This is a genomic window from Streptomyces flavofungini, assembly GCF_030388665.1.
GTDB classification, from domain to species: domain Bacteria; phylum Actinomycetota; class Actinomycetes; order Streptomycetales; family Streptomycetaceae; genus Streptomyces; species Streptomyces flavofungini_A.
The window spans coordinates 372,799-397,244 of sequence record NZ_CP128846.1 but is presented as its reverse complement, the minus strand read 5'-3'; the positions used below and the strand labels follow the sequence as shown (position 1 = coordinate 397,244).

The window sequence follows — 24,446 nt, the reverse complement described above, 5'->3', positions numbered from 1 at the left end:
GGAGGCGTGAACGACGCCCGGTGCGCGGTGCAACCCACCCCGCACCGGGCGTCGTTCTTCGCAGGCAGGGCTCAGACGGACCGCAGGTACTGCTGCGGCACCCGCACCTCCGCGCCGAGCTCGCGCGCCGCCTGGCGCGCCCACGAAGGGCTGCGCAGCAGCTCACGGCCGAGCAGCACGGCGTCCGCCTCACCGTTGGCGACGATCTTCTCGGCCTGCTCGACACCGGTGATCAGGCCGACGGCGGCGACCGGAAGCCCCGTCTCCGCGCGGACCCGCGCGGCGAACGGGACCTGGTAGCCGGGCGCGACGGGGATCTTGACGCCCGCGGCGTTGCCGCCGGTGGAGACGTCGAGCAGATCGACGCCGTGCTCCTTCAGAAGCGCGGCGAAGCGCACCGTGTCGTCCGCCGTCCAGCCGCCCTCCTCGAGCCAGTCGGTCGCGGAGATGCGGAAGAACAGCGGCTTGTCCTCGGGCCACACGGCGCGGATGGCGTCCACGACCTCCAGGGCGAAGCGCACGCGGTTCTCGAACGCCCCGCCGTAGGCGTCGGTGCGCCGGTTGGAGTGCGGCGAGAGGAACTCGCCGATCAGATAGCCGTGCGCGCCGTGCACTTCGGCGACCTCGAACCCGGCGGCCAGGGCGCGCCGCGCGGCGTCCGCGAACTGCCGCGCCACGTCATGGATCTGATCGACGGTCAACTCCGTCGGTACGCTGTGCCGCTCGTCGTACGCCACCGGGCTCGGCCCCACCGGCTGCCAGCCCTCCGCCGAACCGGGCGCGAGCGGCGCGCCGCCGAGCCACGGCCGGTCGGTGGACGCCTTGCGGCCCGCGTGCGCCAGCTGGACGCCCGGGACGGTGCCGTGCTCCTTGAGGAAGCCGGTGATGCGGCGGAACGCCTCGACCTGCGTGTCGTTCCAGATGCCGAGGTCGGCCGGGGAGATGCGGCCCTCGGGGCTCACGGCGGTCGCCTCGACCAGGATCAGGCCGGTGCCGCCGGTGGCGCGCGCCGCGTAGTGCGCGAAGTGCCAGTCGGTCGGGACGCCCATGTCCGGGCCCGACGCCACCGCCGAGTACTGACACATCGGCGCCATCCACACGCGATTCGGGATGGTCAGCGATCGCAGGGTGCAGGGCTCGAACAGCGCGCTCACGGCGGCCTCCAGTAGTGACGGCGGCGGTACGGAAGGGGGCGCTCGCGGCCGGGCCACGGGGATGCGCCTCCTCTCGTACGATAGGCGTCGTAGTACGGCATCTGTCAAACTACGATGAGTCTCGTACAACTCGTACACTGGAGGCGTCCGCACCGCACAGGGGCGCCCCCGGCCGCCCAGGGAGAGTGGAGCCGCCATGACGACCGCCGCACCGAGCGCCCGCGCGCTCGCTCACCCGGCGCGCGAGGAGATCCGCCTCGAAGGCGTGCTGCACGCGCTGTCCGATCCGCTGCGCATGCTCATCGTGCGGGAGCTTGCCGCCGGCGCGGAGGCGGGCCTGACGTGCTCGCACTTCGACCTGCCCGTCACCAAGTCCACGTCCACGCACCACTTCCGGGTGCTGCGCGAGGCGGGCGTGATCCAGCAGAACTACCGGGGCACGGCGAAGCTGAACGGCCTGCGCAGGGACGACCTGGACGCGCTGTTCCCCGGACTCCTGGACAGCATTCTCGACGCGGCGGCCCGGCAGGCGCAGCGGCTCGGCACCTGACGTCCCGGGGCGCGGGCCCGGCGCGACCTGCGCGCCGGAGCGGGCGTGGGCTCAGCCCGCCCGGCCGGAAAGCCCGCCACGTGCCGCCGAGAGCAGTCCCGGCCAGTCCGGGATCTTCACCGAACCACGCCCGAGGGAACGCCCGAGCTCCGCCTCCGCCCGCTCGATCGCCTGCCACCCCGGCCATTCGACGGGATCGACCCCGGCGGCACGCAGCGCCGCCGCGGGATCGCTCGCCACGGCTCGATCGAGGAGAGCCGGGGCGTCGTCGAGCAGCGACAGCGCCGTCTCCTTGGCGCAGGGGCGGTTGGTGCCGATGACGCCCGTGGGGCCGCGCTTGATCCAGCCCGCCACGTACTCCCCGGGGGAGACCGTGCCGTCGCGCAGGACCCGCCCCGCCGCGTGCGGCACAGTGCCGGTCCCCTCGTCGAACGGCAGCCCGTCCAGCGGCACCCCGCGATAGCCGACGGACCGCAGCACCAGCTGGCCCGCGATGTCCTCGTACGTCCCCGAGCCCGTCACCCCGCCGCGCCCGTCCGGGAGCGTCCGCTCGAACCGCACCCCGCCGACCCGTCCTTGCGCGTCGAGCACGGCGACCGGCCGCAGGAAGAAGCGCAGCCGGATCCTCCGGGCGGGCGCCTGCTCAGGGGGCGCTGCCGCCCAGCCGCGCATCACCTCGACGTTGCGCCGGTTCGCGGCGGGCAGGCCCGACGGGTCCGCGTACGCCGGGTCGAGCGCCAACTCCGCCGGGTCCACGACGACTTCGGTGTCCGGCAGCGAGCCGAGCTCCCGCAGTTCCTTCGTGGTGAACCGCGCCTGCGAAGGCCCGCGCCGCCCCACCATGTGCACCTCGCGCACCGGGCTTTGGGCGAGGACGCCGAGGGCCTCCTGCGGAATGTCGGTCGGCGTGAGCTCGGCGGCGCCGCGCGCCAGCATCCGCGCCACGTCCACCGCCACGTTCCCGACGCCGATGACCACGGCCGACTCCACCCCGCGCACGAAGCGGTCGGGCGGCCCCGCGCCGTTGACCGCCACATCAGGGTGGGCGCTGTACCAGGACACGAACTCCGTGGCCGAGCAACTGCCGGGCAGGTCCTCGCCGGGTATGCCCAGGTGCCGGTCCGTGGCCGCGCCCACGCAGTAGACCACCGCGTGGTACATGTCGAGCAGTCGCGCGGGGGGCAGGGTCCGGGGGCCGATCTCGACACCTCCGAAGAACCGCACCCGCTCGTGCTCCAGGACCGTACGCAGGTTGTTCTGGAGGGACTTGATCTTCTCGTGGTCCGGTGCCACGCCGTAGCGCACGAGGCCGTACGGGCACGGCAGCCGGTCGAGCACGTCGACCCGCACGTCCGGCACGCGGTCCTGCTGCACCAGGCTCTGCGCGGTGTAGACCCCGCTCGGACCCGATCCCACGACGGCGATCTGCACGGTGGCGCTCCTTCCGCGGGGTGTCCCCGGGACGCCTTGCGGCCGGCTGCTGCCCGCCTGGAATCAGCATCGCACCCCTGTGCGTCCAGGGGGAGATGTGCCGCGACGCGCAGTGGTGGGCGTGGCGGCGCCCGCGTGCCCGGTGCCGCTGTCAGGGGGCCCTGCCCGCCGTCGTCGCGCGCGCCGTTCGTGGCGGAATGTGACTGTACGGCTACCGTGCGACTGTGCAGAAAGGCTCATATCGCAACGAAAATGATCATTTCCGATCGGGTGGCGGGGTGGGGGAGCTGCGGGGGGTGGGGTCCGAAGGGCTGGCGGAGATGGGGGCCGGTAGTGGGCCGGCCGCTCCGGCGGGGACCGGGTGGTCGGGGGAGGAGGGGCCGGTCGAGGTGGTGTGGTGGCCGGACGCGGCGGCGAGTCCGCGGGAGGCGTGGGGCGTCCCGTCGGCGGGGAGCCCGGGGAGCCCGGGGGGCCCGGGGAACCTGGAGGGCCCGGGGGGCCGGGCGGAGGCTGTGGCGAACGGCCCCAGTTGGCCTGTGGGATGGGTCAGGGACCTGGACGAGGGGTGGCCGGGGGCCGGGACGGGCTTCGGCGGGGACGCGGGCGTCGACAGCGGGGCGGGGGCGGACCTCGGTGTGGATGCGGCAGGGTGCGTCGAGGTCTCAGTCGCAGTGGGGGCCGGGCAACCCGCGGGCGCGGGAGGGGAGTTCGCCTCATCGCTGGGTCGGGGCGGCGACTGCGGTGCGGCAGGTGACGAGCCGGGCCCGAGCGCGGAGGGCGCCGGGGTCCGGGACGGCGTGCCGCCCTCGCTCTTCCACGTGCGCCTCGCCTTCGGCGGCGACGGCGGCGGTGCCGGTGAGGGTGGTGGAGCCGAACGCGGCGGATTCGGCGGCGAGAGCGCCGATGGCGGCTGCTGCCGTGGCGCGCCCCGCGGCGCCGACGTCCTCGCGGTCGTCTCGGACGGGCGGATCGCCATCGAGGAAGTCCGCGCCTGTCCCCCGCTTCCCCTCGACGACCTCATGGCGCTCGCCGCGCGGATCGAGGGCCCCCTCCACGACGCCTTCCGCGGCCTGGTGGACCGCCACGGAACCGCCGACGCGCTCTGCCGGGGCGGCGGCTCCGCCCAGGAGCCGCCCGGTGCGCGCCGGGGCCGCCCGTCCGCGCGACGCGGCAACGCGGTGCGGAACGTCGCGGCGGAGGCCTACCGCGGGGCGCTGGACGACGGCGAGGACCCGGTGCTCGCCGTGATGCGGGCGACAGGGCGCAGCCGCCGCAAGTCGCTGCGGCTCATCGCGGGGGCGCGGGACGCGGGGCTCCTGGTGTCGCGACACCACCGCCGCTAGGGACGCCGGGTCTGTCGTCGTACGGGAGGGACCGGGGCGACGGCCGAGCGAATCCGGCACCCGATCAGCAAGCTGGAGTTCTTCGTCGAGCACACCCGTCTCTGGGTGATATCTGCCGTGATACTGCCCCAGGGGCAACGTCTGCGCGTGGAACAAGAGGTCCAGCATCCCGTTCATGACCCTCCCGGGCCGCTACCACGGGACGTACGCGGCTCCGAGCAAGGGCAAGCAGATCTGGGTGTTCGACAACGAGAAGGCCGGCGGCCGCGATCACATCAAGCCGGCGTGGAACTGCACGCGGGGCACCGCCGTGCGGAACACGTGCCCGACCTGCAACCCCGACCCCGGCCAGGACGAGGGCGCCATCGGCGGGGCGGGCAAGAGCACCCGAAGACCTGGGTGTTTCCACGGCCGGTGACCGTCCGCTGAGACGCTCGATGTTGACGGCGATCGTCGTCGTGGCGTGCTGGAGGTGGGCTTTTCCCTGTCCTCGGCAGCGGCAGCGCCGAATGCCGTGTCCGTGGGATGCCGGTCCGCGGCTGGCGGTCTGCGGCTGGCGGACTTCGACGGCGTCGGCCTGCGGCCACCACGCAGTTCCAGCAGCTCCGGCGGATCTCCAGCAGGGCGGTGGCCTGGTCGGGCCCGATGAGCTCCCAACGGCGGGCGGCGCCCACCGCGGGGTGGGCGCCGCCGGGCCGATGGCGGAAGGTCAGGCGAGGTGGAAGCCTGCGCCCACACCGCCTCGGGCGTTCATGTCGCGGATGATGAACTCGATCGAGGTGTGGCCGGGGAAGCCCCAGAGATTGCCGACGAGGGTGGTTCCGTTGACGACGGGCCCGCCGGAGTCGCCAGCGTTGGTGGCGATGGCGCTGATGAAGCGGCCGATGCTCTCCGGGCCGTGGCCGACGACCTTGCCACAGGTCTTTCCGGTCCGGTGGCCCATCTTGCACAGGCGAGTGCCGACGTCGGGGCGGGCGCCGAGTGAGGTGATGGTCACCGAGCCCGACGGGCTGTCGACCGTGTTCGTCGGGGTCACCTTGGTCGGGTCGAACTTGATCACGGCGTAGTCGGGGCCCGCCACGCCGCCGGTGTAGTAACCGTTGCCCTCGCTGATGTAGGTCACCTCGCCGATCACGCCGACCTCGAGGAACTCAAGGCTGCTGGGCAACGGGGCGGGGGAGAAGAAGGTGCCGTGCGGAGACCTGTCGAGGTAGACCTTGTCGCCGTGCACCTTGTTGCCCGCTTCGTCGACGAAACAGTGCGCGTTGGTCAGGCCCACGAGGTCGCCGGCCTTGTCATAGCCGACCGCCGTCAACGTACAGCTCTTGACCTTCGCTCCCGCCGGCGTCTGCACGAACTGCTGGAAGATCCCCGTGCCGCCGCCGATCGGGTAGCGGGTGTCGGCCTGTGTCGCGGGGGCCGGGGTGTCGGCCTGGGCGGGGGCCACGGAGACGAGCAGCGAGGCCGCCATCGCCGCGGCCAGGACAGCGGCCTTGCGTATGAAGTTGGGCATGTTCACTCACTCTCCGGGAGAGATCAAGACGTCGCTCATGCGAACAGCAGACGATGATGTGGGGGTTGTCAGACTCCGGTCAGGTCGTACGTACCCGTGCCGTCCTGCCTGCCGCCGGAGTACTGGCGGATGAACTCCCCGTCCGCGTACCGGTCGTGGCCCATCATGGAGCCGGTGTACTTGTTCTGTACACCGATCTTCGAGCTGCCGGGGACGTCGCGGTAGATGGTGAACCGCTGGAGGTCGTCCTCCTTGCAGGGGGCCGTCTGCAGGGCCGCCCGTTCGGTGGACGCGTTCTGCGCGGGGATGGTCGCGCACCCGCCGTTGCCCCAGTTCTTCAGGGACGCCTCGAGGACTCCGTTGTTCTCCGTCACGTTGCACAGGAACCAGTGGTCCAGGTGGGCGGAGAAGATGGTCGAGGGCCGCAGGCGGACACCGTCGGCCGCGAGGACCGGTGCGCCCCAGGACAGGGGCTTGCCGGGTACGGCGATCTTGTAGGCGCCGGGCTTGCAGGTGAGAGCGCGCGCGTTACGCCCGGTGGCGGTGGTCTTGGTGGGTTGTTCGGCGGACGTGCCGGCGGTGGGAGCCGGGCGCTGCGCGTCGCGGTCCTGCTTCTGCTTCTCCGTCGGCGCCACCGCACCCGCCGGGCGGGTGACCTTCGCGGCGGCCGAGCCGCAGTCGAGGAGGGTTTGCGCCTTGGCCATGATGCTGCCTGCGGGCACCTGGTCCTGGCAGCGCACCGCGCCTTCCTCAAGGGTGGTGTAGGTGGTGAAGCTGCCGTTGCCGGGCCCCTCGATCCACTCCAACGCCCAGCTGTTGTCGTCCTGTTGGACGCGGTTGCAGTTGAGGCTTCCGTACGTGCCGGTGACCTTCTTGGTGCCCTTGTAGACGCCGTAGTAGCCGGGCTGGTTGAAGTTCCACGCGACCGAATTCGATTCGCTGCTGGTGGAGGAGGACTCAAGCTTTACGTTCAGGCCCACGCTCGCTCCGGCCTTGCCGAGGGTCTCGGAGGCGAAACCGGCCTCGATATTGTTGTTGAGCCCGACGGAGACCGTGATGGTCGTCTGGGTGCTGGTGGTGACGGTGTGGTTGCCGGTGGTGCCCTCGGTGACGTACCAGCCCTTGAAGTGGGTGATCGTCGGGGACACTTCGGTGGACTTGATGTACGGGTGGCGTGTGCCGAGGTCGGCCGCCGTACAGGTGCCGCCGGGCCGGGGCGCCGTCGTGTCGGTGGGTGCCGCAGCAGCCGGTGAGGCGGCAAGGCCCATGGCGGCGACCGCTGTGGCGGTCACCGCCATGAGTGATCTGCCCATGCGGCTGACGGGTCTTATGGAGCGCATCGTTGTCCCTTTCCTCCCTGGGCGTGCGTGGGTCAGGGGGAATGTAGCGGTCACGAAGGTGGTGCTGTGAGGCCGGAACTGGTCAAAAACGATCATGGAGGGGCCTATTCCACCCCTGGCGCATTCCACTGCCCGGCCGGGTCGATCACCGCTGAAGAGGGCGGAGAGCGGGCCTTCTGCAGCTGCAAGGTTCCCCCGAAGGCCCGCTCGGACCCTCGGTCGACCGATCCCGGAGCCGACCGGTCCCTCGGCCGGCCAGCGCTCCGACGCCGCCTGCCGGCCCGTCAACTCGCCCCGGCGCGCCCCTCATCCCATCCCGCGCATCCGATTGATCTCACTCGTCTGCTGGGCCACGACGTCGTTGGCCATCTCCTCGACGAGCAGGTTGTTGCCCTGGGAGAGCGCGTCGGTGGCCATCGTCACCGCGCCGGTGTGGTGGGTGATCATCAGCTTCAGGAACAGCTGGTCGAAGGCCTCGCCCTTGGCCGCGCGCAACTGCTTGAGCTGGGCGGGCGTCGCCATCCCCGGCATGCCCGCGTGATCGCCGTGATCGCCGTGTCCCGGCTTCGGCGACTTCGCCCCCCTCTTCCCCTTCTTCGCGTGGACCTTCAACCACCGCTCCATCGCGCCGATCTCCGGCTTCTGGGCGGCGGTGATGCGGTCGGCGAGACGCTTCACCTTGGTGGACTTCGCCCGCTTCGGGACGAGTTCGGTCATCTCCAGGGCCTGGCTGTGGTGCGGGATCATCTTCTCGACGTACTCGAAGTCGGCGGAGTTCGGGCTGTCGTCGTCGGTTCTCTTCTTCGCGGCGTCCTCGGCGGAGAGCGTCGCCGCGGTCTCACCCGGCTTGCCGGGCGCGATGACCGAAGGGCCGGTCGAGGAAGGCGACGTGGCCTTGCTCCCGGAGCCCGAGTCCGATTCCGAGCCGGAGTCGCAGGCCCCGAGCGCGAGGACGGCTGCCGTGAGCAGTCCGGTCGCGGCCCAGGCGCGCCTGGACGGCGTTGCGGTCGCGGCGGGCGTACGGGCGGCGGACGTACGGCGGTGGGGCACGGCGACCTCCTGTGGCGCGCGGGGCGGTTGGGTACGTCCTAGCACGCCGATGAGCGTCAGTGATCAGAAATGTTCATTACGACTGCGTTGCCATCTGTTGATTTGTACATGAGGAGCACGATACTGCGGGTGTCCGTGAACCGTTCGCCCCCGAACGGGCACAAGGGAGGACGCAGTGACCCTGTTGAACGAACCCAGAACGCGCCGCAGACGCCTGGGAGTTGTCGCGGCCGCGGCCGGGCTGCTGGCCGCGCTGCTGACCGCGGCGCCCGCCGGGGCGACCCCGGACCCGGGTGACACCCCCAAGGCCCCCAAGAAGGTGTCGAAGAGCGACGCCGAGGACACCAGGAAGGCGATATCCGACGGCAAGATCCCGGCGCCGGACGAGATCGTCCACTCCGACAACATCGAGCACCTGGCGAACATCCCCAAGGACGCGCTGCCCGGGACGAACTCGGACCTCGCCTTCCAGGGAAAGTACGCCTTCGCGGGCAACTACGACGGCTTCCGCATCTTCGACATCAGCAATCCGAAGAAGCCGAAGACGGTCGCGCAGGTCCTCTGTCCCGGATCGCAGAACGACGTGTCGGTCTCCGGCGACCTGCTGTTCCTGTCAACGGACTCCTCGCGCAGCGACAGCTCCTGCTCCAGCACGACGCAGCCCGCCACGGAGAAGTCGTCCTGGGAGGGCATGAAGGTCTTCGACATCAGCGACAAGAGGAACCCGCGCTACGTCGCCGCCGTCGAGACCGCCTGCGGCTCGCACACCCACACGCTGGTCCCCGAGCGCCGCAACGTCTACGTGTACGTCTCCTCGTACGCGCCGAGCGCGTCGTTCCCGGACTGCCAGCCGCCGCACGACGGCATCTCCGTCATCAAGGTGCCGCGCAAGGCCCCGCACAAGGCCGCGGTCGTCGGCTTCCCCGTGCTGTTCCCGGGCGAGGGTCCGGACGGCGGCGGCAACCCGGGCGGGCCCACCAACCCGGGCGTCTCCAAGACCACCGGCTGCCACGACATCACGGTCCTGCCCTCCAAGGACCTGGCGGCGGGCGCCTGCATGGGTGACGGCATCCTGTTCTCCATCAAGGATCCCGAACGCCCGAAGGTCATCGACCGCGTTCAGGACAACGTGAACTTCGCTTTCTGGCACTCGGCGACCTTCAATCAGCGGGCCGACAAGGTCGTGTTCACCGACGAGCTCGGCGGTGGCGGCGGCGCCACCTGCAACGCCGAGATAGGGCCGAACCGCGGCGCCGACGGCATCTACGAGATCAAGGGCTGGGGCGACAAGCGCAAGCTGGTCTTCAAGAGCTACTTCAAGATCCCGCGCCACCAGGCGGACACCGAGAACTGCGTGGCCCACAACGGTTCGCTGATCCCCGTCAAGGGCAAGGACCTCATGGTCCAGGCCTGGTACCAGGGCGGCGTTTCCGTCTGGGACTTCACCGACTCGACCAAGCCCAAGGAGATCGCCTACTTCGAGCGCGGCCCCATCTCCGCCGATCAACTCGTCGGCGGCGGCTCCTGGTCGGCGTACTACTACAACGGCCACATCTACTCGAACGACATGGTCAAGGGCTTCGACGTCCTGAAGCTCAACGACAAGCGCACCAAGCCCGCCGAGCGGGTCCGGATGCGTGAGCTGAACGTGCAGACGCAGCCGGACTACTTCGGCTGGCACGACTGACCCGCACGGGACGCGTGCGGGCGGGGCCGTCCGGCACGAGCCGGACGGCCCCACTGCCGTGCGCACCTCCTCCTCCCGGCCCGTCAGCGCCTCCTGCGGCAGCGCCTGGGCGGAGCCCCGTGGGCGGGCGGTGACCATCTGGCGCAGGGACGCGGGGAAGAGGATCGCCTCGCCCGCCGCGACCACCCGCACCGCCTCCGCGATCTTGGGGACGGGAAGCCGCTTGAGCACGAAGCCGCTGGCCCCGGCGCTGAGCGCGGCGGTGACGTGGTCGTCGTTCTCGAAGGTGGTGATCACCACGACCTTCGGCGGGTCGGGACTGCGTCTGCCCACCGGCCCGGTCATGAAGTTCCCCGCGGAAGGGAAGCGGCGCTACGACCTCGTCGGCTTCGACCCGCGGGGGCGTCGGGCACAGCACCCCGGTCAGCTGCGGTCTCGGCGCGGACGAACAGAAGGACACCCCGTACAGGCCCGAGACCTTCGCGAAGGACAGGGACCGGGTACGCGGGGTCGCCGCGAAGTGCCGTGCCAGGGCCGGTGCCAAGCTGCCGCATCTCACCACCCGCAACGCCGCGCGCGACATGGACGTCATCCGCCGTGCCGGGCGAGAAGAAGATCTCCTACCTGGGGGCCACCGTCGCCGACGGGGAGGGACACGGCGTCCTCTGCGCACCCGACGGCGATCCCTGCGCGGACAAGGCCGCGTCGGTCTGCCTGACCACGGCAGGCTCCCCGCGAAGGACCTGACCTGCCGGAGCGGGACCGGGCAGGAGTAGCGACCCGCAGCGGGGGCGGACCTCATCGGTCCGCCCCCGCCGCGTCGGCCACGCACCGCGCGGCATCACGTTCCCGCGGCCGACTTTCCGCGCAGTTTCACGGACGCCGTGCTCGCGTTCTTGACGGCCGTCTCGATCTGGGACATCGAGGAGGCGGAGGTGAGTCCCGGCACCTTCGCGGTGTTCAGGGCGTGGAGCGTGAACGTGTACGGGTGCGAGGAGCCGCCCGGGCACGGGCCGAAGTACTGACGGGAGTTGGCGCCGCTGCCCATGGCCTTCTGCTTCGCGCCGTCCAGGCCGGGGACGTCGAAGCCCGGGCCCAGTTTCTCGGGGACCCCGGAGCGGGCGGCGGGGATGTCCCACAGGGCCCAGTGGAGCTTGTTGCCGTTGCCTGCGACGTCGGCGAAGAGCACGGCGTAGGCCTTCGCCCGGGTGGCGCCCGCGCTCCAGGCCAGCGGGGGCGAGATGTCCTGGCCCGCGGTGCCGTCCCCGGCGCAGGTGTACTTGTCGGGGATGGTGGCGTTGTCGGCGAAGGAGCCGCTGGACAGCTTGAAGTCGCCGGGCTGAGGGTCGGGGCCGCCGGAGTAGACGACGTCGATGAGCAGGATCCGGTCGTTGCCCGCCGTGCCGTCCTTGTCCGTGGACGTGGTCAGCCAGATGTCGCCGTCCGGGTCGACCTCGACGGTGCGCAGCCGGTCGTACGTCCCCTGGAAGTACGTCTTCTGTTCCACCAGGTTGGATCCGGAGTCGATGCGCAGCCGGTAGACCCGCTCACCCTTGGTCGTGGCCACGAAGACGTGATCGTTGACGATCGTGATGCCGCTGGGCGATGCGGACGCCGTCGGCCAGGTCTTCTTCGGCGCGACGTAGCCGGAGCAACTGCCGCTGGTGCCCTGGCAGTTGGGCCAGCCGTAGTTGCCGCCCCGCTGGATCAGATTGACCTCGTCCATGATGCTGTCGCCGAACTCGGCCTGCCACAGGCGGCCCTTGGAGTCGAAGTCGAGTCCCTGCGGGTTGCGGTGGCCGAGGGACCACACGGCGTTGCCGAAGGGGTTGTCGGACGGGATCGAACCGTCGGGGTTGATGCGCAGGATCTTGCCGTTGAGGGAGTTCTTGTCCTGCGCCCGGGAGTCGTTCTGGGCATCGCCCATCCCCGCGTACAGCTTGCCGTCGGGTCCGAACCGCAGCCTTCCGCCGTTGTGGAAGCGGCTCTTGGTCATGCCGTCGAGCAGCACCTTGTAGCCGCTGAGCGTGTTGTTCTCCAGTGTCATCCGGGCGATGCGGTTGCCCTCGGACGAGGTGTGCAGGAAGTACACGTAGTGGTCGGTGGCGAAGGTCGGCGAGACCTCCACGCCCATCAGGCCGCCCTCGCCGCCCGTGGTCTGGGAGTTGGGCACCTTGCCCAGCAGCGTCTTCTGGCCGGACTTGGTCAGCCGGTGCACGGTGAAGGTGTTCCGCTCGGTGAAGATCCCGGAGCCGTCCGGCAGGAACGCCACGCCCCAGGCCACGTCCACGCCGCTTGCGAGGGTCTTCACGGTGCCGGGGTCGGGGGTGCCGCCGGGCTGGGAGCCCGCGGTGGTGACGCTGATCCCGGGCCCGAACGCCGACTTGTTGCCCTTGGCGTCGACGGCCCGCACCTTGAACGTGTACGCGGTGCCCGCCGTCAGGCCCGCGACGGTCGTGGACGCGGTCTCAGAGGTGCCGGCGGCGGCGCCGTCACGGTGGATCTCGTACCCCGTGACCTTCACGTTGTCGGTGGACGGCGTCCAGGCCAGATCGACGCTCGTCGCCGTCTTGCCGGTCGCGCGCAGCCCCGTGGGGACGCTCGGCGGCTCGTCGTCCGGCGGTGTGGGCAGCGTCGCGACGGTGACCGGGTTGCTGGCGTCGGAGACGTTCGAGGCGGCGTCGCGCGCGAAGACGGTCCAGTCGTAACTGGTCTCGGGCGTCAGGCCGGTCACCGTGGTGGCCAGGGTGTCGCCGTCGACCTGCTTCATCAGCTGGCCGTGCTGGTACACGTCGTAGCCGGTGACCTTCACGTTGTCGGTGGCCGCGGTCCAGGCGAGGGACACGGAGGTGGTGGTCGGCTCCTTGTCCTTGCGTAGGTCCTTGGGGGCCGACGGCTTCTCGGTGTCCGCCGGGCCCTGCGGGGTGACGGTCAGGCTGTCGAGGTTGGGGCCGTCCACGCCCGAGGTGGCGGCACGGATCTTGTTCGGGCCGGAGGTGAGGGTCGTGGTGACGCTCGCGGTCCTCCAGGTGGTCCAGGCGCCGGTGCCGGGGAAGGAGAGGTTGTCGGCGGCCTGGGTGCCGTTGACGGTGACGTCGAGCGGCCGGTCGGCGGACGTTCCGTTGGCGTAGCGGAAGTCGAGCTTCGTGGCGCCGGGGCGCTCCGCCTCGACGGTGAACTCCACGTACGCGTCGGACACCACGTCGAAGTTCACGAAGCCGGTGCCGGTGTGCCCGGCGTGGTTGGACTCCACCTTGCCCTTGACGACCTGGGCGGTCTCGGCCTCGTACGTCGCGGCGCGGGGGAGGGGGGCGGAGTGGGCGGTGGGCAGGGCCACGCAGAGCGCGGCGGTGGTGGCCGCGGCGACCAGGGCGCCGAACGCCCTGGACGGCCGGGGGAGGGGGCGTCTCACGGTGTCCTCCAGGGGGCAAGGGGGGGCGGAGGCGGGTGGAGGGGTACGGAGGGGGTGGGGGTGCGGATGGTGCGGGGGAGGGGGGAAGTGGTGGTCGCCCAAGGGGAGTTGGCCGCATCTGGACCATTAGGAAACTTTCCTGTCAGGTGGAGGAGCACGCTAAAGCTCGGATGTGTACCTGTCAACGCATGGCGTGCGACCCCGCGCCTGAACCTGCGTGCGCGCCCATGGAGTTCACGTGACTGAATGCGCTTATCGTGAATAACGCGGAAAAGAAGCTAAATCATCAACCCATCCCGCCTGGTCCGCGCCGGGCATTCACGTAGGTGAATACCCGGCACGCACCGACGTCGAGTCTCACCTCCGTACCCGGACCGTCACCGATCGCGCCATCGGAGCATGCGCGTTGTTGAACGCGCGGACGAGGAGGGTGTGCCGTCCCGCCCCGAGCCACGCCGTCGCCGTCAGTCGCCCGGTGGCTGGATCGAAGCGGTGCGCGATGCGTTCGCCGGCCGCCTCCACGCTGATCCGGTCCACGTCGACGCCCGACACCGCGTCCGTGATCCGCGCCGTGAGCCGCACGGACGGGCCGGTGACGTCGGCGCCGTCCTTCGGCGTGACCTTGTCGATCACCGGGGCGAGGGCGGGCTGTCTGCCCGGCGGCCGGAACGGACGCTCCCGGCGGCGCTGGACGCGCGCGACGGACGGCGGCACGGCCGCACCCCCGCCACCTGCCCGGGAGCCGCCGAGGTCCGCCCGGAACCCGCCCGGCTCCGCGAGCTCGCCCTCGAACACGAGCGGCAGATCCACGCCAGGACGCACCCTCGGCCCCGCCGTGACCGTGAACCTCGCGCCGACCCGCCCCCCGGCGGGCACCCGCACCCGCACCTGACGCGGCGTCACCGACCAGCCGCCGAAGGCCCGCCCGGACACCGTCACGGTCCGCGCGGCCGCGTTGAAGTTGTAGACGTCGACCGTCATGCGCGTGGACGCGCCGAGCCGGTAGCCCAGCGGTGGCTCCGCGTCCCCATCAGCCTTGTCGGGCGCGGCGTTCGCGGCCGCGTACCGCTGGTTGAGGACGATGTGCTCGGCGGCGGACAGCGGCCTGGTCCGGATGCGGTCGTCGCCCGCCGGGGGCCTCGGGCGGCCGGGCGGGGGCGCGGCGGTCACCAGGTAGAGGGGGTCGCGGGACGCGGCGACGCGGACCGTGCCGCGAGCCGACCGGGCCGGGGCGCCGCGCGCGGCGCCCATGATGTCGTACACGCGCGTCGCACCGTCCGGCACCGGCACGTCCACGTCCCGAGGCTTCGGCGCGCACACCACGGTCACCGTGCGCCCGGCCCCGTCCCCGAACACGAACCCGGCCGCGCCCGGCAGCAACTCCTCCAGGAGGCCGACGTAGTTGGCCTCGCCGAGCAGCCCCGTCAGGGCCGCGTACGCGCTGAAGGCGGGCAGCGGCTGGAAGTCGCGGCTGAGCAGCGCGAACGACACGCCCTCGTCGGTGCACGGCGGCCCGCAGAACCAGAACTGCCGCTCCGTGCCCGCCGCCAGGCTCTCCACCGTCGACAGGACGAGGTAGCGGGCCTGGGTGCGCTGCGTCGCGTACGCCGGGTCCGTGCCGGGTTCGGCGGGCAGGAACGCGCCCGACTCCGTCATCCACTGCGGTGTCGCCGCCCCGAACCGCTCCCGCAGCTCCGTCTGGTCCTCCGCCGACGAGGGGAAGTCCGGGTCGGTGTCGTCCAGCGGCGGATAGCCGTGGAAGCTCCACACGTCCGCGTACCGCACCACGTCGTTGTGCAGCATCAGTTCCTGGAACACGCCCTCCCCGGCGATGCCGGGAAGGACCACCGGCGGCGCGTCCGGCTGATCGGCGATGCCGAGTGCCGCCGCCTTCACGTAGGCGGCGTGCTGGTCGCCCGTGCTCGCGGTCGCGTCCACGTCGGGCTCGTTGGACAGCTGGAGCGCATCGGCCACGACCCGCTTGCCCAGGCCCGCCAGGTGCGCGCCGTAGCGGTAGGCGTGCCGCAGGTCGGCGGGCAGGGGCACGGACGTCGGTGTCAACGCCCAGCCCGGCGGCGGCGAGACGACCTCCAGGACCTTCAGGCCGTGCTTCCGGAAGGCCTCGACGACCGCCTCGTGCAGGCTGCTGTCGAACGGCCCGTCGGGCTCGCGCTGGGCGGCCGGCCAGGCGCTGCCGTCGCGCACATGGCGTACGCCCATCGACTCCATCGCCGTCGCCAGGGCGGGCAGCAGGGGAGGCGGGACCAGGGCGTGCGTGAACACGTTCACGCCGAAGCGGTTGGCCGGGCCGCGCGGTGCGCGCCGTGCGGGCAGGTGCGCGAAGCGGCCGGTGACGGGGGCGTGGGGGGCCGTCGTCAGCGCGGCGACGGCACGGTAGTGGCCGGGCGGCAGCACGGGGAGGGCGGCGTGTGCCGTCCGGGCGCCGGGCGGAATCGGGAGGGTTCCGGACGCCACCTGCCGGGAGAAGTAGTCGAGGACGCGGTACGTGAGGGTCGACGCGCGCGGCGCCGCGCCGTTCAGGCCGAAACGCAGCTCCGCCGGGGCGTCGCCGCGATAGTGGCCGAGGTTGTCCGCCGGGCCGCGCAGCCGCACGGAGCGCAGAGCGAGGGGAACCGGTGTGAGCGTGAACTCGTCGAGCAGGAACCGGTATCCGTCGTAGTCGTCGAGGACCGTGGGCCCGTCGACCGTGAACGTGAGGGTGTTGACGCCACGCCGCAGCTCCACGTCGCCGAGAGTGAGGCGCGACAGATCGCCCCACGCCTTCGGGGACTCGTACCAGTACGGCTGCGAGCGCGTCACCGACCACGGCGCCCCGCCGTTCACGGCGAGCCGGACGTACGAGCCGGTCTCCTCGATGTGCGGCTGCTCCACCGGGACCGTCGCGACGGCCTCGATCCGGTACGGCCCGGCGGTCGGGACGCGCACCGTGTACGTGGCGTACCAACCGCGCGGCGGTGGCGGGGGCTCGGCCGTGGCCAGGGCGAGGAGCGCGCCGCCCGACGCCCTCGGGTCCCGGGCCGTGGGGATGCTGGAGCGGGTCGGGGACTCGCCCCGCACGGTGATCGCGGGGGCGTCCCGGTCACGGCCGGGCGCCGTCGTCCTCGCCACCGTGGCCGACGCCGTCAGGGCGAACCCCGCGGCGAGACCTCCGGCGACTGCTGTGCGTCGGTCGATGCTCATGTGTCAAGCCCACCGCGGCGCGGGCGCGTCGGCGTCCTGCCCGAGCAGGGAACCGCCCCCGGCCCCGGGGTCCAGATCGCCTCCACCTCTGGGTGGAGACGGGCGCCGGTAGGGTCGAAGCGTGGGACGGGGAGCGGTACGCGACCGGCCGGGGGCCGCCGATGTGACGGTGCCCGCCGTGCTGATGGCGGGGCACGTGCTGGCTCTCGCCCTCTGCGGGGTGCTCGTCGACGGCGGGACCGGCGGAGGGCTCCCGGGTGCCCTGGACGGGGGCACCCCCGCGGACTCGGGGGCGTCCTCCGCTGCCGTGGCGACCTGGCACCTGCTGCTCGGAGCCCTCGCCACCGCCGTGGCCGTCCTCGCCCTGGTGTGGCGGAGAGCGGCCCCGCTGCCGGTCTTCTGCGTGGCACTGAGCGCGGACGGCGCAGCGGAGGCGCTCCTTCCGCAGGCGGCGTTGACGCCCGCGCTGCCGTGCGCGCTGTGGGTCGCGCTGTTCTCGCTGGCCGCGCGGGGTGATGTGGGGCGCGCGTACGGGAGTGACGCGGGGAGGCGGGCGCGGGGAGTGGTGGCGCCACTGAAGGGCGGGGCGCGTGGGGTTGGGCTCCCCATGCGCGTGCCTGTGCCTCTCGGGGGCAGCCCTGTACCTCCCACGGGCAGTCCCGCGCCTCTCACGGGGCACCCCGCACCCCTCACACGCAGCCCCGTGCCCCTCACGTGCAGCCCCGCACCTCGCACGCATGGCCCCGCACCCCTCACGCGCAGCCCCGCGCCCCACGCGCTCCTCGCCGCCGCGCTCGCCACCGCCGTGCTTCCGCTGCACGGGATCCCCGTACCCGGCACCGGAGACGAGGCGTCGGGCCCGCTGCTCGACGACCTTCTCGCGGGCGCCCTGCTGCACCTGCTCATCGTGCTCGGCGGACGCCTGCGTCACCACTGCGTCGCCCGCCGTGCCCGGGCCCGCGCCCGCCTGGCCGAGGTGGAGCGCGAACGCCGCGCCGCAGCAGCCGCCGAACGCGAACGCCTGGCCCGCGACCTGCACGACACCGCGGGCCACCACCTCACCGCCGTCGCCGTCCAGAGCGCCGCCGCTCTCCGCCTCGCCGACGGCCGCCCCGAACTCGCCGCCGACGCGCTGGCCGCGGGCGCCGCGTCGGGCCGTGACGTCCTCGCCTCACTGGGCCGCCTCGTCGCGGCCGTCGGCGACGAGGCGGCGGGCGGCGCGCCCCACGAGTCCGTCCCGCACCTCTGCGCGGGCCTGGCACGCCTCGGTTTCCCCGTCACCCGTACCGCCGAGGGCCGCCCCCGCCCCCTGCCCGGCGTCACCTCCGTGGCCGCGTACCGCATCGTCCAGGAGTCCCTGACGAACGCCATGCGGTACGCGGCCGGGGCGCCCGTCGCCGTGCACCTGCGCCACGGTGCCGCGGAGCTGGCTCTCACCGTGGTCAACGGGCCGCCGCCGGGCGGGACATGGGCGGACGGCGGCGCCCCGCTCGGCTCGGGCCGGGGCCTCGCGGGCATGCGGGAGCGGGCCGTGGGCGTGGGCGGCGAGCTGACCGCCGGACCGACATCGGAGGGCGGCTGGGCCGTCGAGGCGACCCTGCCGGTTCCCGGCGCCCGCTCGCGGACCCGCGGCCTTCTCGCGGACACGGCGGCCTTCGCCCTGTCCACCGTGCTGCCGCTGCTGCTCGCGACGGCCGTGCCGGACCCACTCCTGCCCGGCCTCACGACATCCCAACGCGCCGCCCTGGCAGCCTTGTTGACCCTCCACGCGGCCCCGCTGTTCCTGCGTCGGCGCGCGCCCGCCACGGCCCTCGCGGCCATGCTGACGGTGAGCCTCGGCTGGTCGGCGGCGGCCTCCCTCGGGCTCGTCGACATCGACTGGCTCGGCCCCCTCGCCCTGGCGTGGACGGCGGAGCTGACCGGGCTGCACGCGGTCGGCGCGTACGGTCCCGCCCGCGTGACCTGGCCCGCCCCCGTGGCGGTCGGCCTCGTCGGCGGGCTCGCGGTCGGGCTCGCGGTCGCGGGCGACCCGGCGGAGTCGGCGGGCCCCGGCGCGATCGCGCTGCTCGCGGCGCTCGGACTCGCCACCGTGCCCTGGCTGCTGCCCGTCTGGGCGCTGGGCCTGCTGGCCCGGGCCCGGCGGGGCGCGGACGGCCCTCGGGAGCGGCGGCTGCTCGACAGGGTCGCCGCACGGGTCGGCGAGGCGGTGGCGGGCGAGCGGCGACGGGTCGCGACGGGCCTGCACGCGACGGTCGTGGAGCACACCGTGGCTCTCGTACGTCATGCGGAGGCGGGCGCCTCCGGGACCGGGGACGTGAGGACGGCCCTGGGCGAGGTGGCGAGCGCCGCGCGCAGAGCGCTGGCGGGGCTGCGGGAACTGCTGGACGCGATGGAGGGGGCGGAGGGGTCGGAGGAGCCGGACGCCTTGGGCCCGGACGCCTTGGGCCCGGACATCTTCGGCCCGGACGCCTCTAGGCCGGACCACGCGGCCGAGCCCGCCCCGCCCCCACCCAGGCCCCGCAGCCGCACCAGCACCCCCACCCCGAAGGAGACGCACGCATGACCGTCAGCGTGGTCGTGGTCGACGACCAGGCCGTGGTCCGGGCCGGGTTCGTCGCCGTCATCGACGCCGAACCTGACCTCGCCGTGGCCGGACAGGCGGCCGACGGCGCCGAGGCGCTGGACGTCGTCCGCGCCTGCCGTCCCGACGTGGTCCTCATGGACATCCGCATGCCGGGCATGGACGGCCTGACCGCGACCCGCCTGCTGACCTCGGCGGAGCCGCTCGCGCGGGTCCTGGTGCTCACCACGTTCCGCCGCGACGAGTACGTGTTCGCGGCCCTGCGCGGCGGCGCGTCCGGCTTTCTCCTGAAGGACTGCGAACCCCAGGAACTCGTCGACGCCATCCGCACGGTGGCCGCCGGAGAGGCCCTGCTCGCCCCCGAGGTCACCCGCCGCCTCATCGACGCCTTCGCCACCGGCGCGGTCGGCCCGAGGGCCCGCCCCGACGGCCGCCTCGACGTCCTCACCGGGCGCGAGCGCGACGTCCTGCGCGAGGTCGCCCGGGGCCTCAGCAACGCCGAGATCGCCGAAGCCCTCGGCGTCGGCCGCTCCACCGTGAAGACGCACATGAACTCCCTGCTGGCCAAGCTGTCGCTGCGGGACCGCGCACAAGCGATCATCCTCGCGTACGAAGTGGGCCTCGTCGGCCCGGGGGACCGCGACAGCCCGTCCCGACCTGGTTGAGAGCAGGTGGCTCGGCGCCGTCCCATGGCGTCCACGTGGTCCAGATCCTTGCCGTACACGCGGGGAGGGCGACGCGGATGCCGGGCGTCGTCGGCGACGGGGGCGACGGCGGCCGGCAGAAGTCCCTGCCTGCGGCCAGTTGAGAGGTGGTGCTGCGGGTGCGCTGGACGCGTCGCCCGGACACCGTCCTGACCGGCGGCTACTCGACTGGGTTGTACTTGACCGCGCTGTCGTGCATGAGGGATTCGGCGAACCCAGCGCGGTGCCGACCGCCCGGCTCTTCCGCGCGGAGCGGAACCCCGTGCCGTGCAGTGCTTGGTGCTGCAGCTCCACCGCATGGGCGTAGACGAGACCGAGCAGCAACTGTGCCAGGAGAGCCGCAAGCCGACCGTGGGTGAGGTACAGCCGGGGCCCCGCTCACAGGGGCCGTCGTGACTGATGAGAGGGTCGGGCGGGTGAGTGAGGCACCGAAGAGCGCCCTGTGATACCGCCTTGACGGGCCAGGAGACGCCCCGGCCCTGGCCTCGGGCCCCTCACTGGGTCCCGCATGGCACCGGCGGGACCGTCGCGTACAGGAGTGGACGGGGAGAGGGACAGCGTGGCGCAGCAGCTCATGTCGTACCGGGTGGACTACACCAGGAACGCACCGCAGATCGTGAACTGGCGGCCGCCCCAGAAGTGGCGCGACGGCGGTGAACTGGCGTGGCTGCGCCGGAACCACGAGTCCGTCCGTGGTCGGGGTGCCGCGGCAGGCGGACGGGACACGTCCGCACGCGACTTCGACATCACGGTGGACGGCACACCGCCGATGGCCCGTGTCCGCACCGAGCGGCGACTGGGCCGCGAACACGCCGTCTACCTGATCGACGACGGCCATGGCGCCCCGCTCGGCCGGATCACCTACCGCCGTCGCCCCTTCCGCCGGACCGAATGGACCGTGGAGCCCACCGTCGGCCCGGTCGTCCGGGGTCGCAGGGGCCGACTGTTCTGGTGGGCGGTGTGGTGGCCCTGCGGCATGGTGCTGGGGTGGGTGAGCATGATCATGGCCGTACTCGGCGAGGGCGACGGCGGTTTCGGCCCGCCCCGCCGGGTGATCTGGCGCGACGGCTCCCGCCGTGCCCATCTCGTCTTCCGCGGCATCGCCGACGAGTACCAGGTCCTCGAAGAGGGCTGGGACCCCCGCCTGGTGAGCGCGCTCGTCGGCCTGCACCAGTCCTTCGACCCCTCGGACGGCGCCCCGGCGGGCGGCTGGTACGGCGGGTGAGCGCGCCCCGGCACCCGGGCCGGGGCGCGCCCACCCGACGCTGTGTCAGTCCCTGCGGTACTGCGCCGGCGAGTTCTTCGTGCCCTCGTCCTCGTACGACCCGGCCTTGCCCCGGTCCACATGGAACGTCGTCAGCGTGCTGACCGGCGAGCGCGGGTCGCGGCGGTCGCCGATGACCCGCATGTGGGCGCTGAACCGCTCCGGCGTGACCTCGTACACGTCGTAGCCGTACCGGTTGCCCTCGAAGTACTTCAGGTGCGGATTGGCCTTGCCCATGACGGGACCGTTGGCGGCGTTCCACTCGGGGGAGTAGGCGCCGGACGTCACCGAGTGCGCGGTGAACTCCGTGCCCACCAGCGGGGAATCGGGCTCGTCGAAGTCCGTGCGGACGTCGTCGACGAACGCCGAGTGCCAGTCGCCGGTGATGACGACCAGGTCCTCCAGGCCGCTCTGGTGGACGTGCCCGAGGACCTCCTTGCGCTCGGCGAGGAACCCGTCCCACTGGTCGGTGAACATGTACGAACCGCCCGGCTTGCCCCGCAGCTGGCTCAGCATGATCGAGTTGGCCCAGACGTGCCAGGCGTCGGGGGCGCGGTCGACCGTCTTCTTCAGCCAGGACTTCTGCTCGGCGCCGAGGATCGTGCCGTCGGGCAGGTTCTGCGCCGAGCGGTACGAGCGCAGGTCGAGGACGGCGAGTTCGAGCAGGTCTCCCCAGCGGCGCACCCGGTGGATCTCCGGGTCCGGCAGGGCGGACCCACCGAAGGAGTCGCGGTGCGGCATGTGCTCGAACCACGCCTGGTACGCGGCGGCGCGGCGCCGCATGAACGGCGCGCCGCCCCCGGTGCCGCTGTAGTCGTTGACCACCTCGTGGTCGTCCCAGGTGAGGAACCACGGGTGGGCCGCGTGCGCCTCCCGCAGTGATTTGTCACCCTTGTACAGTGCGTGCCGTTTGCGGTAGTCGCCGAGGGTGAGGATCTCGGGCCCGTCGTGGTCGCGCACGTGCTTCTCGGGTACGCCGCCGACCTGGCCGTGCTCGTAGATGTAGTCGCCGAGGTGGACGACGAAGTCGACCTTCTCGCGGGCGATCCCGCGGTGCGCGGCGTAGAAGCCGTCGTGGAACGCCTGACAGTTCGCGGCTGCGAAGGTCACCTTGGAGACCCGGCCGCGCGGCGCCGTCTTCGTACGTCCGACGCGGCTGGTCCTGCCGAGCGCCTTGAACGCGTACCAGTAGTGGCGGCCGGGCGCGAGGCCGCGGACCGGCACGTGCACGCTGTGGCCGAGCGTCGCGGACGCGGGCGCGGTGCCCCGGGCCACGACGCGGCGCAGCCCCGGGTCCTTGGCGACGACCCAGTCGACCTCGACGACCTCGGGCAGTCTCTGCTCCGCGGCCAGGGGTTCGGGCGCGAGTCTGGTCCACAGGAGCACCGAGTGGGGCTGCGGATCACCGGAGGCCACGCCGAGCGTGAAGGGCGCGCGGTCGTACTCGGCGCCCAGGTTCTCGGCCGCCTCGCGGGCCTGTGCCGGGGTCAGGCCCGAGGCGAGCGGCCAGGCGAGGCTGAGCGCGCCCGCGGCCGCGGCGGACTTGAGCAGGTCACGGCGGTTGACGGTCATCGGCGGTCTCCGGCGGGCTCGAGGGTGAGGGAAAGGGCGTCCGCGTAGCCGTCGTTGGAGGTTCCGCCGCCGCTGCGGGTGAAGACGAGCAGGACCCGGGCGGAGCGGGCGGTGGGCGGTACGGCCGCCTCCGCCGTGCGCTCCAGGAGCCCCGTGCGGCCCCCGCGGTCGGCCGCGCCGACGGGCCCGAGGACGCTGAGGGCGACCGGGGTGCCCTTGGCGTCGCGGAACTCCACGGACAGCCGAGCGCCGTCCTCCTGCGTCGCGTAGCCGCCGAGCCACGCCGTCACGGTGTACCGCACCTTGCCCGCGTCGACGGCGCGCCGTCCCGTCGGGCCGCTCCGGGGCAGGGGGATGTCCTGGACCAGCGTGGTCCGTGGGCTGTTCCCGCCCGCGAAGAAGCGGCTGCCACGCCGGGCCGGGCCGGGGTCCGCCGGGGTCGGGTAGCCCCCGCCGAGGCTGTAGGCGATGAGCGCGGGGGCTCCCTGGGCGACCTTCCAGCCGCGGACCTTCGCGACGGGTTCGGCTGTGCCGCCCGGACCGCTCTCCGCGTCGCCGTTGACGACGAGATTCACGCACGCCTCCTGTTGATCGGTGAGTTGAGCGCGGTCAGCCCACCAGCCCCGCATGAACCAGGAGAAGCGTTTCGGCGAATTCTGTTACCAGCCCGCCCCGGGTGCGCCCCCACCCCCGGGGCTCCCTCCGTTCCCGTGACGGCGCGGGCACAGCGGGCTAGGTTGAGGGCGGCAGGGGCCGACGGACCAGGGGGAGTCGTCATGACGTACGACGTGTCGCTCATCAACAGCAACGTGCCGCACTCGGCGCGCATCTGGAACTACTGGCTGGGCGGCAAGGACTGCTACGAGGTCGACCGGCAGGTCGGCGACCGGATCCGGGCGGCCAACCCGGAGATCACCGAGATCGCCCGCGCCCAGCGGGCCTTCCTGGCGCGCGCGGTGACGTACCTCGTCGCCGAGGCCGGGATCCGGCAGTTCCTGGACGTCGGCACCGGGCTGCCCACCGCGGACAACACCCACGAGGTCGCCCAGCGGACCGCCCCCGATTCCCGGATCGTCTACGTCGACCACGACCCGATCGTCCTCGCCCACGCCGCGGCCCTGCTCACCAGCGCCCCCGAGGGCGCGACCGACTACATCCAAGCCGACCTGCGCGACCCCGGCACGATCCTGGAACGCGCCGCCGCCACTCTGGACTTCACCCGGCCCATCGCCCTCATGCTGCTCGGCATCACCGCCCACCTCACCGACGACTCGGCCTACGAGGTCGTGGCCCGCCTGACCGACGCCCTGCCGTCGGGCAGCCACCTCGTCCTGTGCGACGACACCGAGGTGATCCGGCCCGAGCAGATGCGGCGGATGATCGAGCAGTGGAACGAGGCCGGCGACAACCCGCGGGTCAACCGCAGCCCCGAAGAACTCGCCCGGTTCTTCGACGGCCTCGACCTCGTCGAACCCGGCCTGGTCTCGGTGTCCCGGTGGCGCCCGGTGCCCGGAGGGTCCGAGCAGCCCGCGGAGGTCGACGACTTCGGCGGCGTCGCCCGCAAGCCCTGACCTCCGGATGCGGCCACGGCCACGGACGCGGACGCGTCCCCGACCACGGCCACGGACGCGGTCCCGCGCGGCG

Annotated in this window: 18 protein-coding genes and 1 pseudogene; 9 read left to right on the top strand and 10 right to left on the bottom strand. The window is 72.6% G+C overall.

The window, feature by feature from the left end:
- Positions 1–71 precede the first annotated feature (71 nt).
- Positions 72–1,154 (bottom strand): NADH:flavin oxidoreductase/NADH oxidase, encoded by a 1,083-nt coding sequence (locus QUY26_RS01775; protein WP_289943318.1) that lies wholly within the window; start codon positions 1,152–1,154, stop codon positions 72–74.
- A gap of 196 nt (positions 1,155–1,350) precedes the next feature.
- Here QUY26_RS01775 and QUY26_RS01770 point away from each other — a divergent pair, with 196 nt between their 5' ends.
- Positions 1,351–1,704: an ArsR/SmtB family transcription factor gene (locus tag QUY26_RS01770; protein WP_289943317.1), complete on the top strand. Its 354-nt coding sequence runs from the start codon at positions 1,351–1,353 to the stop codon at positions 1,702–1,704.
- A 51-nt stretch (positions 1,705–1,755) separates the two neighbouring features.
- On the opposite strand, the gene QUY26_RS01765 is transcribed toward QUY26_RS01770, so the two are convergent.
- Positions 1,756–3,135, bottom strand: a complete 1,380-nt coding sequence (locus QUY26_RS01765; RefSeq protein ID WP_289943316.1) for an FAD-dependent oxidoreductase — start codon at positions 3,133–3,135, stop codon at positions 1,756–1,758.
- A gap of 536 nt (positions 3,136–3,671) precedes the next feature.
- Between QUY26_RS01765 and QUY26_RS01760 the strand changes: the two genes are divergently transcribed.
- Together QUY26_RS01760 and QUY26_RS01755 are read left to right on the top strand one after the other, a co-directional pair.
- The gene (locus tag QUY26_RS01760; RefSeq protein ID WP_289943315.1) at positions 3,672–4,478 is read left to right on the top strand and encodes a DUF6214 family protein; all 807 of its coding nucleotides are present in this window, start codon (positions 3,672–3,674) and stop codon (positions 4,476–4,478) included.
- Between the two features lie 175 nt (positions 4,479–4,653).
- Complete coding sequence (locus tag QUY26_RS01755) at positions 4,654–4,896, top strand: hypothetical protein (RefSeq protein WP_289943314.1); 243 nt, start codon at positions 4,654–4,656, stop codon at positions 4,894–4,896.
- Between the two features lie 291 nt (positions 4,897–5,187).
- Here QUY26_RS01755 and QUY26_RS01750 read toward each other — a convergent pair whose 3' ends face one another.
- The 3 genes from QUY26_RS01750 to QUY26_RS01740 all read right to left on the bottom strand — a co-directional run bounded on the left by QUY26_RS01750 (position 5,188) and on the right by QUY26_RS01740 (position 8,381).
- Complete coding sequence (locus tag QUY26_RS01750; protein WP_289943313.1) at positions 5,188–5,991, bottom strand: peptidase S1; 804 nt, start codon at positions 5,989–5,991, stop codon at positions 5,188–5,190.
- Between the two features lie 68 nt (positions 5,992–6,059).
- The gene (locus QUY26_RS01745; protein ID WP_436840475.1) at positions 6,060–7,289 is read right to left on the bottom strand and encodes a hypothetical protein; all 1,230 of its coding nucleotides are present in this window, start codon (positions 7,287–7,289) and stop codon (positions 6,060–6,062) included.
- A gap of 348 nt (positions 7,290–7,637) precedes the next feature.
- Positions 7,638–8,381: a DUF305 domain-containing protein gene (locus tag QUY26_RS01740; RefSeq protein ID WP_436840247.1), complete on the bottom strand. Its 744-nt coding sequence runs from the start codon at positions 8,379–8,381 to the stop codon at positions 7,638–7,640.
- Positions 8,382–8,556: 175 nt separating this feature from the next.
- On the opposite strand from QUY26_RS01740, the gene QUY26_RS01735 reads away from it, so the two are divergent.
- Positions 8,557–10,068 carry an LVIVD repeat-containing protein gene (locus QUY26_RS01735; protein WP_289943311.1) on the top strand — a complete coding sequence of 504 codons (1,512 nt, stop codon included), beginning with the start codon at positions 8,557–8,559 and terminating at the stop codon, positions 10,066–10,068.
- A gap of 63 nt (positions 10,069–10,131) precedes the next feature.
- Here the strand turns inward: QUY26_RS01735 and QUY26_RS01730 are convergent.
- A pseudogene (locus QUY26_RS01730) lies at positions 10,132–10,383 on the bottom strand (DNA-binding response regulator); the annotation flags it as partial.
- Between the two features lie 282 nt (positions 10,384–10,665).
- Between QUY26_RS01730 and QUY26_RS41080 the strand changes: the two are divergent.
- A complete protein-coding gene (locus tag QUY26_RS41080; RefSeq protein WP_436840246.1) occupies positions 10,666–10,815 on the top strand; it encodes a hypothetical protein in 150 nt (49 codons plus the stop codon).
- A gap of 94 nt (positions 10,816–10,909) precedes the next feature.
- Here QUY26_RS41080 and QUY26_RS01720 read toward each other — a convergent pair whose 3' ends face one another.
- Both QUY26_RS01720 and QUY26_RS01715 read right to left on the bottom strand, forming a co-directional pair.
- On the bottom strand, positions 10,910–13,480 hold the full coding sequence (locus QUY26_RS01720; protein ID WP_289943310.1) for a PQQ-dependent sugar dehydrogenase: 2,571 nt from the start codon (positions 13,478–13,480) through the stop codon (positions 10,910–10,912).
- A gap of 357 nt (positions 13,481–13,837) precedes the next feature.
- Complete coding sequence (locus tag QUY26_RS01715; protein ID WP_289943309.1) at positions 13,838–16,681, bottom strand: hypothetical protein; 2,844 nt, start codon at positions 16,679–16,681, stop codon at positions 13,838–13,840.
- 121 nt (positions 16,682–16,802) lie between these two features.
- Here QUY26_RS01715 and QUY26_RS01710 point away from each other — a divergent pair, with 121 nt between their 5' ends.
- The 3 genes from QUY26_RS01710 (at position 16,803) to QUY26_RS01700 (ending at position 21,191) form a co-directional block, all read left to right on the top strand.
- A complete protein-coding gene (locus QUY26_RS01710; protein WP_289943308.1) occupies positions 16,803–19,244 on the top strand; it encodes a sensor histidine kinase in 2,442 nt (813 codons plus the stop codon).
- Positions 19,241–19,927 carry a response regulator gene (locus tag QUY26_RS01705; protein WP_289943307.1) on the top strand — a complete coding sequence of 229 codons (687 nt, stop codon included), beginning with the start codon at positions 19,241–19,243 and terminating at the stop codon, positions 19,925–19,927. The genes QUY26_RS01710 and QUY26_RS01705 overlap by 4 nt, the downstream gene beginning before the upstream one ends.
- A gap of 598 nt (positions 19,928–20,525) precedes the next feature.
- Complete coding sequence (locus QUY26_RS01700) at positions 20,526–21,191, top strand: hypothetical protein (RefSeq protein WP_289943306.1); 666 nt, start codon at positions 20,526–20,528, stop codon at positions 21,189–21,191.
- A 45-nt stretch (positions 21,192–21,236) separates the two neighbouring features.
- Here the strand turns inward: QUY26_RS01700 and QUY26_RS01695 are convergent, their stop codons facing one another.
- Together QUY26_RS01695 and QUY26_RS01690 are read right to left on the bottom strand one after the other, a co-directional pair.
- Entirely contained in the window at positions 21,237–22,802 is a 1,566-nt protein-coding gene (locus QUY26_RS01695) for an alkaline phosphatase D family protein (protein WP_289943305.1), read from the bottom strand.
- Positions 22,799–23,377 carry a phosphoesterase gene (locus tag QUY26_RS01690; RefSeq protein WP_289943304.1) on the bottom strand — a complete coding sequence of 193 codons (579 nt, stop codon included), beginning with the start codon at positions 23,375–23,377 and terminating at the stop codon, positions 22,799–22,801. The genes QUY26_RS01695 and QUY26_RS01690 overlap by 4 nt, the downstream gene beginning before the upstream one ends.
- 201 nt (positions 23,378–23,578) lie before the next feature.
- Between QUY26_RS01690 and QUY26_RS01685 the strand changes: the two genes are divergently transcribed.
- Positions 23,579–24,373 (top strand): SAM-dependent methyltransferase, encoded by a 795-nt coding sequence (locus QUY26_RS01685; protein ID WP_289943303.1) that lies wholly within the window; start codon positions 23,579–23,581, stop codon positions 24,371–24,373.
- Positions 24,374–24,446: the final 73 nt, after the last annotated feature.